This window comes from Pseudomonas fluorescens (assembly GCF_001902145.1).
In the GTDB taxonomy this organism is placed as follows: Bacteria; Pseudomonadota; Gammaproteobacteria; order Pseudomonadales; family Pseudomonadaceae; genus Aquipseudomonas; species Aquipseudomonas fluorescens_BV.
This window is the reverse complement of record NZ_MRST01000024.1, coordinates 97117-110565: the sequence shown is the minus strand read 5'-3', so window position 1 is coordinate 110565 and position 13449 is coordinate 97117. Positions and strand designations below refer to the sequence as shown.

Below are 13449 nucleotides of genomic sequence, written 5' to 3'. Positions count from 1 at the left end.
GCAATTTAGGTCTAGCAAATGAATGAATGCTTCGTTGACGGAATAAGAGCTTGCATTTAAAACCTCAGCTTGCTCGGTCGCAAATGCCTTCGACCTATTTTTAAAATGCCGGGAAAGCATATGGATCTTCGCCAACTGCGCTACTTCATCGCCCTCAACGAACACCGCAGTTTCGTACGTGCCGCGGACGCCATGGGCATCACCCAACCAGCGTTCAGCCGCAGCATCCAGGGGCTGGAACAGGAGTTCGGTTGCGTGTTGGTAGACCGTGGTCACAAGGACTTGCGCCCCACGCCGGAAGGCCAGGTGGTGTTGCAGCACGCCCTGAGCCTGGTGCATGGCGCAGCGCTGCTGAGCAGTGAGGTGACGCGCATGACCAAGCTCGACGCCGGCGACCTGCGCTTCGGCTGCGGCCCGGCACCAGCGGTGAAACTGGTGCCGGATGCGGTGGCGCGGTTTATCAACGCCCACCCGAAAATCCGTACCACGTTTCAGGTGGATAACTGGGAAACCCTCAGCCGCCGCCTGAGCCGTGAAGAGATCGAATTCTTTATCGCCGACATCCGCCAGTTCGAGGCCGACCCGAATTTCCAGACCCGCGCACTCACCCCCAAACGCGGGGTGTTTTTCTGCCGCCCTGGGCATCCTTTGCTGGCCAAGGACAGCCTGTCCACCAACGATATGTTCGATTACCCGCTGGCGGCCCCGCTGATCTCCCAGGGCATTCGCAAACAGCTGGCCAACCTGAGTGGGCGCATGGATTTTTCCCCGAGTATCCAGACCGAGCACTTCCCGGCGCTGGTGAACATCGTGCTGCAAACCAATGCCATCGGCGTGGGCACTGAAGAAGCCTTTGCCGAGGACATTGCCAGGGGGGCGCTGGTGCTGCTGCACTGGCGCAACCTGCCGCAGCACATGGATACCCTGAGTGCACGCTGCGGGATTGTCAGCCGCACCGGGTCGCGGTTGTCGCCGGCGGCGAAGGCGATGATTGAGACGTTGGTGGAGGTGGATAGTCAGCCGGTAAGTGTGGCGGTTTGAAGGGCCCCTTCGCGAGCAAGCCCGCTCCCACAGGTTGGAATGCATTCCAAATGTGGGAGCGGGCTTGCTCGCGAAGACGGCAGTACAGGCAACAACAAAATCAGAGCCCCGCCGCCACCAATCCCGGCACCACCCAATCACTCACCTGAAAAGACTTGCGAATCAACTTCTCCCTGGACGCCAGGTCCACCGCATCCTGCAATTTTCCAAGGAACACCGGGTCGAGTGTGGAGGGGAAGACTTCGCTGAGTTTCTGGTCTTTCAAATCATTGGTGAGGATCACCGGCGGGTAACTGGCCAGCCCGGACACCAGCGCGATGTACGCCTGTTTGTTGTTGTCATCGGTCAACCACTGCACCGCTTGCTGCTGAGCCTTGAGCAGCTTGGCCACGGCATCTGGGTGTTCGTCGACAAACTTGGCGCTGCCCACCAGCACGGCCTGGATGCTGCCGGCATCGCCCAGGTCCCTGGTGGTCAGCGGTATCTCTGCCAAGCCTTTGGCCTGCAACGCCGTCAGGGTGGAACCGCCCCAGGTGGCGTCAATCTGCTTGGCGGCCAGGGCGGCAGCGGCCGCGTTGAAGTCCAGATTGATCACCTTCAGGTCCTTCTCGCTCAAGCCCTGGCTGGCCAATGCGCTGTCGAATGACAACTGGCTGGCCGTGCCGCGGAACACCGCCACGCGCTTGCCCTTGAGGTCTTGCAGGGTCTTGATGCCGGAGCCCGGCACCACGCCGAGGTAGTGTTTCACTCCCCGTGCGGAGGCGCTGAGCAGCCGCGTATCCAGGCCATTGGAGCGGCCGATGATCGCCGCCAGGTCGCCCAGATAGGCCAGGTCTACCTGGCCGTTGGCGAAGGCTTCGTTGATCACGGGGCCGGCGCCCTTGAAGTAATTCCATTGGATCTGGATGCCTTGGTCGGCAAAGGCTTTCTCAAAGATCTGCTGTTCACGCAACACGTCGGTGATGCCACCGCCGCTGTGCTGGCTGCCGGCACTGAGGTCGGGTACCGCGATGCGGATTTCCTTGAGGTCAGCGGCATGCACCAACCCGGCCAGGGCGGTGCCGGCGAACAGGCTGATCAGACGTTTGAAGGGCAGTTTCATAAGCGCAGCTCCTGGTGGGCGACGGTCGCCTGGGGAGCAAAAAATAGGCACAGGCTGAACAAAACTTTAAATACTATAAATTCACAATTTAATAGCTTTTAGAAATATGCAAGCTAACCCGCAGCCTCCAGAGGCGTATGCATAAACAGCATCGAAAATATTCTTCGAATGCATTGGATGCGTGGCGGCGTGAGGCTTTAAATGACTTTTCTTATCTCACAATCATCTTGATCACGCTTTTGTAAGATCGAAATTACATAACGCATTCGGAGGTCTTCCATGGCCCGGATTTCACTTCTGAGCCTGCCGCTGGCGGCCCCGTCCAAAGGCGTCGCGCCGCGCTGGCCGCAGCTGGGCCAGCGTTTATTGCCGTGGCTGCTGCCATTCACGCTGTTTGCCTTATGGTGGCTGGCCAGCCGCAATCATTGGATGAGCGAGCAGATTCTGCCCACCCCCGCCCTGGTGTGGAGCAGCGCGGTGGAGTTGGCCGGCGGCGAGTTATGGAGCCATCTGGCGATCAGCTTGCAGCGTTTGTTCTGGGGCCTGCTGGCGGGTATCGGGGTGGGCGCGATACTCGGCGCGATCCTGGGTTTCAGCGCCCGCGCCGAGCGTTTGGTATTCCCGACGTTCAGCGCGCTGTCGCAGGTGCCGACCCTGGCGTGGATCCCGCTGTTCATGGTGTTTTTCGGCATTGGCGAAACCTTGAAACTGGTGGTGCTGGTCAAGGCCATCGTGGTGCCCGTCACCCTGCATACCCTGGTGGGCGTGCGCGATGCCCAACCCAACCTGCGCGAAGCCGCCCGCGTGTTGCGCTTGCCCAGCCACTTGCTGATTCGCCGACTGATTCTGCCCGCCACGCTACCGGCGTTCATGGCCGGGGTACGCCTGGCCCTGGCGGCGGGCTGGACGTCATTGCTGGCAGTGGAGTTGCTGGCCTCCAGCGAAGGCATCGGCTACCTGATGGTATGGGCGCGCCAGTTATTCATGCTCGATATTGTTTTTGTGTGCATCGTGGTCATCGGCGTGCTGGGCGTGGTGATGGACCGCGGCATCGGCTGGCTGGACCGCAAGTGGGTGCACTGGCCCCATCCGGCGACTGCGCAGATTCGACGCGGGCCACGCTACGAAGGCTGGCAGCGCTTGCAACCCTGGCTGTTGCCGCTGCTGCTATTGGCGTTATGGCAAGTAGCGACTCAGCAGGATTGGGTCGATCCAAACATTCTGGTCAGCCCCTGGGCGGTGCTGCAAAGCAGCGTGGCGGGCGTGCTGGATGGCAGCCTGACTACGGCGCTGGGCAAAAGCCTTGGCCGGGCCCTGGGCGGCTTGCTGCTCGGCGGCAGCCTTGGCTTTGCCGTGGGTTTGTGGCTGGGGTTGTCGCGGCGCAGTGAGCGACTGCTCGGCCCAACCTTGTCCGCGCTGCGTCAGATTGCGATTTTCGCCTGGGTGCCACTGCTCACCGCCTGGTTCGGCCTGGGTGAGTTGGCCAAGTGGGTGTTTATCGCCCTCGCCGCCTTCTTCCCGTTGTTTATTGCCACCCAGCGCAGCGTGCTCAACCTGTCGCCCCAGCTGCGCGAAGCCGCGCAGGTGCTGCGCCTGAACCTCTGGCAACGCCTGCGCCGCCTGGTGCTGCCGGGCGCCGCGTCGGGGATTTTCGCCGGCCTGCGCCTGAGCCTGATCTACGCCTGGATGGGCACCCTCGGCGCCGAATACTTCATGCCGTCCAATGGTGGCATCGGCAGCCTGATGATCGGTGCCCAACAGTTGCTGCGCATGGACCTGATCATGAGCGGCATGCTGCTGGTCGGCCTCACCGGCGCCACCCTCAACCTGCTCGGCCAACGCCTCGAAACCCGCGCCACCCGCTGGAGACACGCATGAACGCACCGATTGTCAGCTTCAACCACGTGGGCAAGTCCTTCGACGTCGATGGCTTCGAACTGGAAGCCATCCGCGAATTCAACCTGGAGGTGGCCGAAGGGGAGTTTGTTGCGATTGTGGGCTCCAGCGGTTGCGGCAAGTCCACCCTGCTGCGCCTGCTGGTGGGGCTCGATACGCAGTATCGCGGCGAAATCCAGGTGGATGGCAACGCCGTCAACGGGATCGGCGGCGAACGCGGCATTGTGTTCCAGGAGCACCGTCTGTTTCCGTGGCTGACCGTGGCGCAAAACATCGGCCTGGGCCTGGTCAACGAGCCGCTGAGCGAAGCAGAACGCACGCGGCGCATCAACGATTTTATCGAGCTGGTGGGCCTCACCGACTTCACCCGCGCCTACCCCCACCAACTCTCCGGCGGCATGGCGCAACGGGTGGCGATTGCCCGCGGCCTGGTGGCCAGCCCGCGCATCCTGTTGCTGGACGAACCCTTCGGCGCCCTCGACGCGCTGACCCGCCAGCAGATGCAGGATGAGCTTTTGGCAATTCGCGCCCGCGCCAGGATCACCACGGTGCTGGTCACCCATGACGTGGAAGAGGCGATTTTCCTCGCCGACCGCGTGGTGGTGATGGAGCCCAGGCCCGGGCGCATCAAGCAAGTGGTGAACATCGCCCTGCCCCATCCGCGCCAGCGCAGCAGCTTTGAATTCCACCAACTGCGCGAAGAACTGCTGCATGAACTGATCAGCGATGACCACTACCAACCGCCCGTGCGCGAACAGATTCGCGATTTGCCCCTGGCGTTTATTGCCTGCTGAGGGGAGCTAAATCGCTGTGTGCCTGCTCAAGTCGCTCAAAGCGATTGGCGCGGGCAAAGGTGCCTAAATCATTGAAGCGCACGCCCATCTCGGCCATGACCTTATGCGCCACCTTGGCGGTCATCTGGCGGATGTAGAACGGCTCTTTGACCACAAAGTGATGGATGCCATGGGTGCTGCCGAAGTTGACGCAGAACGCCTGCAACGGCCACAGCCACCAGGGGTTCAACACCTGGGTTTGCTGGATCACATTGCCCAGCTCCACATCGCCGTAGTAATGCATGTTGGAGCTGACAAAGTGCAGGCAGAAGGTGCGCAACACGTTCGGGCCGATGATCACCACCGCAGCGATATCGATCACCTGCATCACCTGCAAGGTACCGGCTGACCACTGAATGGGTGCGCCCAACAAACTGGCAATGCCATTGGCGGCATGAAAGCCCAGGAAGACGTACCACGCGCCCCAATGCAGCAAGGCCAGCGGTGCATACACCAGCAGCACGCGCTTGAGGATGCTGAACCTGTGCGGCCAGGTCTTGGCGCGCAACAGGCGGATCAAGGCCGACATCATGTTGTCCCCCACCATCAGCAACCGCGCGATGCCCCAGGGTTCGCCATTGGTGATCGCGCGCTCTTCCATGTCGGCTTCGGTGCCCGAGACCTTGTGATGGTTGAGGTGCAAATGCCGGCGTATCCACGGGTTGATGGTGCTTGGCCGCGCCAGCCACACCAGGCCCATCATCACGTTGTGGGGCACGCGCTGTTTACGAAAGTACATGCTGTGGATCAGGTCGTGTTCCAGCTCGTGGGTGAGCGAGGCGAAGAAGGCATTGAGCAGCAGACACACCCACCAGGCCATATGACCGCTGATATAGAGCGCTGCCGAGCCGAGCATGCCCAGCAGGGCAAAGGCCAGGATGCCCGCGCCCAGCGCGTCCTGATGCAACAACCAGGGGTGCCGCTGGCGCAGGCGCACGCCTTCGGCCATCACGACCTCGCGGATATGCGCCGAACGCTGTTGCGCGTTCAACGGCTGGGGGCTTGCAGAAGTACCGTCCATGCTTCCATTCTCTTGTGAAGTGATGCCTGAATCCTGCACCTAACCCTAGCGCAGGACGCTAGCCGCGCACGCCAATCTGTTGACCACAAGCGCCAATTGCCATGACCGAACCCACGTCCCTCGCCAGCTGGACCCGTGCCCTGCGCAAGCAGCTCGACGCCCTGGGCCTCGACAGCGCCGCGCTATGCGCCGAGGCCGGGCTCGACCCGCAGCAGATGGACGACCCCAACGCCCGCTACCGGTTGTCGGCCACCACGCGCCTATGGGCGCTGGCGGTACAGGCCAGTGGTGACCCTGCAATTGGGCTGCGGGTGTCGCGGTTTGTCAGCCCCACCACCTTTCATGCGCTGGGTTACGCATTGGTGGCCAGCGGCAGCTTGCGCGAGGTGTTCGAGCGCATCGTGCGCTATCACCAGGTGGTCAGTGATGCCTTGGACCTGGAGCTGAGCCGCCACGGCGACGTCTACCGTTTTCGCCTGCTCCAACCCCAAGGAAGCCCTGCGCCCGCGCCGGAAGCGATCGATGCCTTTGCGGCGATCTACGTACGCACCTGCCGCAACCGCCTCGGGCGCGACTATGCACCGTTGGCCGTTTACCTACGACGCCCGGAACCCGCCGACCCCAAGCCGTGGCATACGGTATTTCGCTCGCCGGTATTTTTTGCCGCCGAAGAAGACCGCCTGGAGTTCGCCGCCCACGACTTCGACAGCCACCTGGACGACGCCAACCCGGAGCTGGCCGAACACAACGAAACCGTGCTCAAGCGCACCCTCGCCCAACTGCAACCGCTGACCTGGGAACGCAAGGTACGCGCCGCCATCGAAGCGCAATTACCGGACGGCGAGCCAAGCGCCGAACGCATTGCCCAAGCGCTGCACTTGAGCCTGCGCAGCTTGCAGCGGCATCTGGCCGATGAAGGGTGTCGGTTTGACGCCTTGCTCAATGAGTGCCGGCAAAACCTGGCGTTATTGCACCTGCGCGACCCGCAGTGCTCATTGGCCGAGATCAGCCATTTGCTGGGGTTTGCCGATACCAGCAGTTTCAATCGTGCGTTCAAGCGCTGGACGGGGATGACGCCGGGGCAGTTTCGCGACGGGTTGCAGTAGGAAGGGCCTCATCGCAGGCAAGCCAGCTCCCACAGGAGAATGGGTTCACATCATGTGGGAGCTGGCTTGCCTGCGATGAGGCCAGTACAACCACCACAAACCCCTGAGTTTGATTACAAACCTGTCATCCAATTGTGCGGCTTTTGTCCGCGTGCGCTGGTTACCGTGACGGCCTGCTTTCTGGAGCCCTCACTATGTACCGCACTGCCTTGTTCCTGAGCCTCGCCGTGGCCACCGTTGCCCACGCGGCGCCACAATTACCACGCCACGCCGAGCTGGATCTGCACACCGCTCGCCAACTGGCAGACGCCAGCCTGGCCCACTGCACCGCTGCGCTGACCGTACTCGACCGCGGTGGCAACCTGTTGCTGGGCCTGCGCGCTGACGGTGTCGGCCCGCACAACAGCCTCGCCAGCCAACGCAAGGCGTACACGGCGCTGTCGACAAAAACCCCGACCCGGCTGTTTGCCGAACGGGCGCGTAATAACCCCGAGGCCGCCAACCTCGACAGCTTGCCCGAGCTGCTGTTGCTCGGCGGTGGCGTGCCGCTGTTTGCCGACGCCGAACTGGTCGGTGCGCTGGGCATCGCCGGTGCCGGTGGCGCCGCGCAGGATGAAGCCTGCGCCGTACAGGCCGCCGAGCAACTGGGCTTGAAAATCACCCCTTGATTCCACTTCCCTCAAAAGGACTTCGCGATGAAAACCTTGAGCATGACCCTCGCCGCACTGAGCCTGAGTGGCCTGTGCAACCTGGCCCTGGCAGACGGCAACCCCCTGAGCGTGCACGTTCTCAACCTGGAAAATGGCCTGCCAAGCGCCGGGGTCAATGTCACCCTCGAACAGCATGTGGGCGATAAATGGCAGTCGCTGTCTGAAGGTGTGACCAACCAGCAAGGCCGCATCGCCGAGCTGTTCCCGGCCAACCGCAGCATGCAGCCGGGCGAGTACCGCGTGGTGTTCAAGACCGGCGATTACTACAAGAAGGCGAACCGCGAGACGTTCTTCCCCGAGGTGCCGGTGATTTTCCAAGTCAAGCAGGCCGACCAGCACTACCACATCCCGCTGCTGCTCAGCCCTTACGGCTTCTCCACCTATCGCGGTTCATAGGCCCGCGGCCAGCCGCAGCCCATTGAGGTCGCGTATCTCGATGGCGCCGTAACTCAAGCCGATAATGCCCTGTTGCTCCAGCGCCTTGAGCAGACTGTTGATGGTCTGGCGTGACAGGCCAAGCATCGCCGCCAGATCCTCCTGAGGCAGTTGCAGCACGCGGCGCGCCTGATCCACTTCGCCGTAGCCTTGGGCAATCATCAGCAACCGATGGGCCAGCCGCTTGGAGGCGGGCATCAGGCTTGTCTGTTCGATATTGATCAACGACAGCCGCAGTTTATGGCTCATCAACAGCGCCATCTCCCGCCAGAACAGCGGATGCTGCTCGAGAATGCCGAGCATCGCCGCCTGCGGCACCTGCAACAGCCTGCATGCGCCGGTGGCCAGGGCATCGTGGGTGCGCGGCAGGTTGTCGAACAGGCAGATCTCGCCGAACCAGTAGGGCGTTTCCACCAGGCTCAGCACCGCTTCCTTGCCTTGGGCACTGACCGCACTGATGCGCACCGTGCCTTCCAGCACCGCATACACGCCGCACGGCGGGTCACCGCGCTTGAACAGGTACTGCCCCGCCGTCAGCACACGCAACCGCGCCGCCTCCAGCAAGCTACGCTGCAAGTCAGGCGGCAAATGGCTGAACCAATGACCGCGAGCCAATTGCGCGTGCCATGTCGCTGTGTCCATGCGAACTCCGAAGATTGTCGCCCAGTTGACAGTTAGGCACCGACTGACAGGGCATGATCAAACATCCTACAGGAGGAACAACAATGAAAAGCCTCGTCGACCACCTCAGTCAATACGCCGCGTACCACCGCGACCCACGCAACATCACCAGTCACTTCATCGGTATTCCGTTGATTGTGGTGGCGGTGGCCGTGCTGCTGTCGCGCCCCGAATGGTCGGTGGGTGGGCTGTGGCTGTCACCTGCGGTGCTGTTGGCGCTGTTTTCGGCGTGGTTTTACCTACGCCTGGAACTGGCCCTGGGGGTGCTGATGACGGTGCTGATGGGCTTGTCGGTGTGGGCCGGGCATGTGCTGGCGGCGCAAAGCACGGCGGTGTGGCTGAGCAGCGGCGTGGGCATGTTTGTAGTGGGCTGGGTGATTCAGTTCGTCGGGCATTACTACGAAGGCAGGAAGCCTGCGTTTGTGGACGATGTGTCGGGGCTGATCGTGGGACCGTTGTTTGTGGTGGCGGAGTTGGCGTTTTTGCTGGGGTTGCGGCAGGGGCTCAAGCGGCAGATTGAAGAGCGTTCGGGGCCGGTGGCTCGCCGCGATCTAAAGCCAAGCGAGGTCTAAATGTGGGAGCGGGCTTGCCTGCGATGGCGGTGTGTCAATCAATGCATCTGTTATTGCACTACCGCTTTCGCAGGCAAGCCAGCTCCCACAAGGGTTTTGTGTTGGGCTCAGGTTTTGGGTTTGAAGAACAGGGTCTCGCCACGGGCCAGGCCGGTGAGGCTGTCATGGTCTTTCACCACTTCGGCCTCGATCAATTCACTCTGGCCTTCAACCTTCAAGGTCACGCGAGTCGTCGCACCCAACGGCCGAATATCCCGCACCTGCGCCGCATGGTGGTCCTCCAGCTCATGGCGCGACAGCGACACTTCGTGAGGGCGGAACAGCACGTGCTGGTCCTCCCCCAGGTGCAAGCGGTTGGAGTCCCCCAAGAAGTGGTACACAAAGTCGCTGGCCGGGTTTTCGTAGACGTCGCCCGGTGAACCGATCTGCTCGATCACGCCCTTGTTCATCACCACGATACGGTCGGCGACTTCCATGGCCTCTTCCTGGTCGTGGGTCACGAAGACCGAGGTCAGGTTGATGTCTTCGTGCAGGCGCGCCAGCCAGCGGCGCAGTTCTTTGCGCACCTTGGCGTCGAGGGCGCCGAAGGGCTCGTCGAGCAGCAACACCTTGGGCTCCACCGCCAGGGCGCGGGCCAGGGCGATACGCTGGCGCTGGCCGCCAGAGAGTTGTTCCGGGTAACGGTCCGACAACCAATCAAGCTGCACCATGTTCAGCAGTTCATGAACCTTGCTCGCGATCTGGCTTTCGGTGGGGCGTTGGTTTTTCGGCTTCATACGCAGGCCGAAGGCGACGTTGTCGAACACGGTCATGTGGCGAAACAGCGCGTAGTGCTGGAACACAAAGCCCACGTTGCGATCACGCACATCGTGGCCGGAGACGTCTTCGCCGTGGAACACAATACTGCCGGTATCCGGGGTTTCCAGGCCGGCGATGATGCGCAGCAGCGTGGTCTTGCCGCAGCCGGACGGGCCCAGCAACGCCACCAGCTCGCCACTCTGGATATCCAGGTTGATGCTGTCCAGGGCCTTGAAGGCGTTGAAGTTCTTGCTGACATTACGGACTTCGATCGACATGACTTATTCCTCACCCGCGCTGTTGCGCAGGCGGTTGATTCGGTTCTCGCTCCACTGCTTGAGCAGCAGGATAAAGAGCGCCAGGATCAGCAACAGGCTGGCCACCGCAAACGCGGCAACGTGGTTGTATTCGTTGTAAAGAATCTCGACATGCAGCGGCAGCGTGTTGGTGACGCCGCGAATGTGGCCGGACACCACCGACACCGCGCCGAACTCACCCATGGCCCGCGCCGTACACAGCACCACGCCGTAGATCAGGCCCCACTTGATATTCGGCACGGTGACATGCCAGAACATCTGCCAGCCATTGGCGCCCAGCAGGCGCGCGGCTTCTTCTTCCTGGGTGCCCTGCTCCTGCATCAGCGGGATCAGCTCACGGGCCACGAACGGCACGGTGACGAAGATGGTCGCCAGCACGATGCCCGGCAGGGCGAACACGATCTGGATGTCATGCTCTTGCAACCACGGACCGAAAAAGCCCTGGGCGCCGAACATCAACACGTACACCAGGCCGGCGATCACCGGTGAAACCGAAAACGGCAGGTCGATCAGCGTGACCAGGATGCTCTTGCCACGGAACGAGTACTTGCTCACGCACCAGGCGGCGCTGACGCCGAACACCAGGTTGAGCGGTACCGAAATCAGCACGGCGATCACCGTGAGTTTCAGCGCCGACAGCGCGTCCGGTTCAAGGATCGCGCTGAAGAAGGTACCGAGGCCGTTCTTCAAGCCCTGGGACACTACCACCAGCAACGGCAGCAGCAGGAACAGCACGAATACCAGCCAGCCAAGGCCGATCAGGATACGTCGCGAGGTCGCACTGCCACGCCGGGCGGCGTTGGCCGAGGACGCGGCGGAAATAGACGATTGGGACATGTTCCGCGCCTCCTTATGGACGTTCGATGCGCCGCTGCAGCAAGTTGATCAGCAGCAGCAAGACAAAGGACACCACCAGCATCAGCACACCAATGGAGGTGGCGCCGCGGTAGTCGTATTGGTCGAGCTTGACCATGATCAGCAATGGCAGGATTTCGGTTTTCATCGGCATGTTGCCGGCGATGAAGATCACCGACCCGTACTCACCCACGCCTCGGGCAAACGCCAGGGCGAAGCCGGTCAGCCAGGCGGGCAACAATGCCGGCACGAGGATGTAGCGGAACACTTGCAACGGCTTGGCGCCGAGGCAGGCGGCGGCCTCTTCGATTTCCCGGGGGATATCGGCCAGTACCGGCTGCACCGTGCGCACCACGAAGGGCAACGTGACAAAGGTCAGCGCCAGGGTGATACCAAGGGGGGTGTAGGCGATCTTGAAACCCAGGTCGGCGGCAAACTGGCCGACCAGGCCGTTGGGCGCGTACAGCGCCGTCAGCGCGATACCGGCGACGGCGGTGGGCAGGGCGAACGGCAGGTCGATCATCGCATCGATGACCTTGCGCCCGGGGAAGGTGTAGCGCACCAGCACCCAGGCCAGCAGCGTGCCGATCACGCCGTTGATGAGTGCGGCGTACAGCGCGGTGCTGAAGCTCAGCTTCAAGGCCGCCAGTACGCGAGGTGCGGAAATGATGTTCCAGAACTGATCCCAGGTGAGTTGAGCGGCGTGTACAAACATCGCCGCCAGGGGGATGAGTACGATCAGGCTGAGGTACACCACGGTGTAACCCAGCGTCAGCCCGAAGCCGGGTATGACGGGGGAGATACGACGCGACATAAGAGTCCTTGGTTAGCGGAACGAATATGCAAAACCCGCAAGCAAATGCGGGCTCTCCTGACCACTGTAGGAGCGAGCTTGCTCGCGAAGATCGTCAACGATAACGCGGGCAGTCTGTTTGCACGCGGTGCCTTGAAGTTTTTCGCGAGCAAGCTCGCTCCTACAGTGATCGGTGTTGGTTATTGCGCCGTGTAGATCTGGTCGAACACGCCACCGTCGTTAAAGAATTTCGGTTGGGCAGTTTTCCAGCCGCCGAAGTCTTTGTCGATAGTCACCAGGTCCAGTTTCGGGAACTGCTGGGCGTACTTGGCGGCGACTTTCTCATCCCGTGGACGGTAGAAGTTCTTCGCCGCAATCTCCTGGCCCGCCGGGCTGTACAGGTGGTTGAGGTACGCAGTGGCGATCTCGGTGTTGCCCTTTTTCTCGGCGTTCTTGTCGACCACGGCCACAGGCGGCTCCGCCAGGATCGACAGGGAAGGCACGACGATGTCGAACTTGTCGGCGCCGCCGTCTTCTTTCAAGGCCAGGAACGCCTCGTTTTCCCACGCCAGCAGCACGTCACCCTGGCCGTTGTTGACGAAGGTAATGGTAGAACCGCGTGCGCCGGTGTCCAGTATCGGGACGTGCTTGAACAGCTCTTTGACGTATTCCTGGGCCTTGGCTTCGCTGCCGCCCGCCTTGAGGCCGTAGGCCCAGGCGGCGAGGAAGTTCCAGCGCGCACCGCCGGAGGTTTTCGGGTTAGGCGTGATCACCGACACGTCTTTTTTGATCAGGTCGCCCCAGTCCTTGATGCCCTTGGGGTTGCCCTTGCGCACCAGGAACACAATGGTGGAGGTGTAGGGCGTGCTGGCGTCCGGCAGGCGAGTCTGCCAGTTCTCCGGCAGGGTCTTGCCCAGCTTGGCGATTTCGTCGATGTCACCGGCCAGGGCCAGGGTGACGACGTCGGCGCGCAGGCCATCGATCACCGCACGAGCTTGCTTGCCTGAGCCACCGTGGGACTGCTGGATCTTGACGTTGTCGCCGGGGTGGGACTGTTTCCAGAAGCTGGTGAATTCAGCGTTGTAGTCCTGGTACAGCTCACGAGTGGGGTCGTACGAAACGTTGAGCAACTCGTAGTCCTTGGCAACGGCGGAACCGGCAAACACGGCACTGGCCAATGCGGCCAAGGCATAACGGCGAATCGACGACATAGAAGCTCCTGAAATTCTTGTATGTTGGCGCAACCCTGTAGGAGCGAGCTTGCTCGCGAAAAACCCAGGAGCACCGCG

14 protein-coding genes are annotated in these 13449 nt (G+C 61.8%); 7 read left to right on the top strand and 7 right to left on the bottom strand.

The features are described from left to right. The first annotated feature begins 120 nt into the window (after positions 1 to 120). Entirely contained in the window at positions 121 to 1041 is a 921-nt protein-coding gene (locus BUE92_RS14460) for a LysR family transcriptional regulator (RefSeq protein ID WP_073524496.1), read from the top strand. Positions 1042 to 1141: 100 nt separating this feature from the next. Here BUE92_RS14460 and BUE92_RS14455 read toward each other — a convergent pair whose 3' ends face one another. Beyond that, positions 1142 to 2143 carry an ABC transporter substrate-binding protein gene (locus tag BUE92_RS14455; RefSeq protein WP_073524494.1) on the bottom strand — a complete coding sequence of 334 codons (1002 nt, stop codon included), beginning with the start codon at positions 2141 to 2143 and terminating at the stop codon, positions 1142 to 1144. Positions 2144 to 2422: 279 nt separating this feature from the next. Here BUE92_RS14455 and BUE92_RS14450 point away from each other — a divergent pair, with 279 nt between their 5' ends. Together BUE92_RS14450 and BUE92_RS14445 are read left to right on the top strand one after the other, a co-directional pair. After that, positions 2423 to 4021, top strand: a complete 1599-nt coding sequence (locus tag BUE92_RS14450) for an ABC transporter permease (RefSeq protein WP_073524493.1) — start codon at positions 2423 to 2425, stop codon at positions 4019 to 4021. Next, a complete protein-coding gene (locus BUE92_RS14445) occupies positions 4018 to 4833 on the top strand; it encodes an ABC transporter ATP-binding protein (protein ID WP_073524492.1) in 816 nt (271 codons plus the stop codon). The genes BUE92_RS14450 and BUE92_RS14445 overlap by 4 nt, the downstream gene beginning before the upstream one ends. Here the strand turns inward: BUE92_RS14445 and BUE92_RS14440 are convergent. Continuing rightward, a complete protein-coding gene (locus BUE92_RS14440; protein ID WP_073524491.1) occupies positions 4820 to 5893 on the bottom strand; it encodes a fatty acid desaturase in 1074 nt (357 codons plus the stop codon). The genes BUE92_RS14445 and BUE92_RS14440 overlap by 14 nt on opposite strands. A 101-nt stretch (positions 5894 to 5994) precedes the next feature. Here BUE92_RS14440 and BUE92_RS14435 point away from each other — a divergent pair, with 101 nt between their 5' ends. The 3 genes from BUE92_RS14435 to uraH all read left to right on the top strand — a co-directional run bounded on the left by BUE92_RS14435 (position 5995) and on the right by uraH (position 8105). Continuing rightward, a complete protein-coding gene (locus BUE92_RS14435; protein WP_073524490.1) occupies positions 5995 to 6999 on the top strand; it encodes an AraC family transcriptional regulator in 1005 nt (334 codons plus the stop codon). 194 nt (positions 7000 to 7193) lie between these two features. Continuing rightward, positions 7194 to 7667, top strand: a complete 474-nt coding sequence (locus BUE92_RS14430) for a GlcG/HbpS family heme-binding protein (RefSeq protein ID WP_073524489.1) — start codon at positions 7194 to 7196, stop codon at positions 7665 to 7667. Positions 7668 to 7694: 27 nt separating this feature from the next. Beyond that, positions 7695 to 8105 (top strand): hydroxyisourate hydrolase, encoded by a 411-nt coding sequence (gene uraH, locus BUE92_RS14425; protein WP_014716425.1) that lies wholly within the window; start codon positions 7695 to 7697, stop codon positions 8103 to 8105. Here uraH and BUE92_RS14420 read toward each other — a convergent pair. Next, complete coding sequence (locus BUE92_RS14420; protein ID WP_073524488.1) at positions 8100 to 8786, bottom strand: Crp/Fnr family transcriptional regulator; 687 nt, start codon at positions 8784 to 8786, stop codon at positions 8100 to 8102. The genes uraH and BUE92_RS14420 overlap by 6 nt on opposite strands. Positions 8787 to 8869: 83 nt before the next feature. Between BUE92_RS14420 and BUE92_RS14415 the strand changes: the two genes are divergently transcribed. Further along, entirely contained in the window at positions 8870 to 9397 is a 528-nt protein-coding gene (locus BUE92_RS14415) for an Mpo1 family 2-hydroxy fatty acid dioxygenase (protein ID WP_073524487.1), read from the top strand. Between the two features lie 107 nt (positions 9398 to 9504). On the opposite strand, the gene BUE92_RS14410 is transcribed toward BUE92_RS14415, so the two are convergent. The 4 genes from BUE92_RS14410 to BUE92_RS14390 all read right to left on the bottom strand — a co-directional run bounded on the left by BUE92_RS14410 (position 9505) and on the right by BUE92_RS14390 (position 13371). Then, the gene (locus BUE92_RS14410) at positions 9505 to 10473 is read right to left on the bottom strand and encodes a sulfate/molybdate ABC transporter ATP-binding protein (RefSeq protein ID WP_073524485.1); all 969 of its coding nucleotides are present in this window, start codon (positions 10471 to 10473) and stop codon (positions 9505 to 9507) included. A gap of 3 nt (positions 10474 to 10476) precedes the next feature. After that, a complete protein-coding gene (cysW, locus tag BUE92_RS14405; protein WP_073524484.1) occupies positions 10477 to 11349 on the bottom strand; it encodes a sulfate ABC transporter permease subunit CysW in 873 nt (290 codons plus the stop codon). A gap of 13 nt (positions 11350 to 11362) precedes the next feature. Next, the gene (gene cysT, locus BUE92_RS14400; protein WP_003187564.1) at positions 11363 to 12181 is read right to left on the bottom strand and encodes a sulfate ABC transporter permease subunit CysT; all 819 of its coding nucleotides are present in this window, start codon (positions 12179 to 12181) and stop codon (positions 11363 to 11365) included. 179 nt (positions 12182 to 12360) lie between these two features. After that, positions 12361 to 13371 carry a sulfate ABC transporter substrate-binding protein gene (locus BUE92_RS14390; protein ID WP_073524482.1) on the bottom strand — a complete coding sequence of 337 codons (1011 nt, stop codon included), beginning with the start codon at positions 13369 to 13371 and terminating at the stop codon, positions 12361 to 12363. Positions 13372 to 13449: the final 78 nt, after the last annotated feature.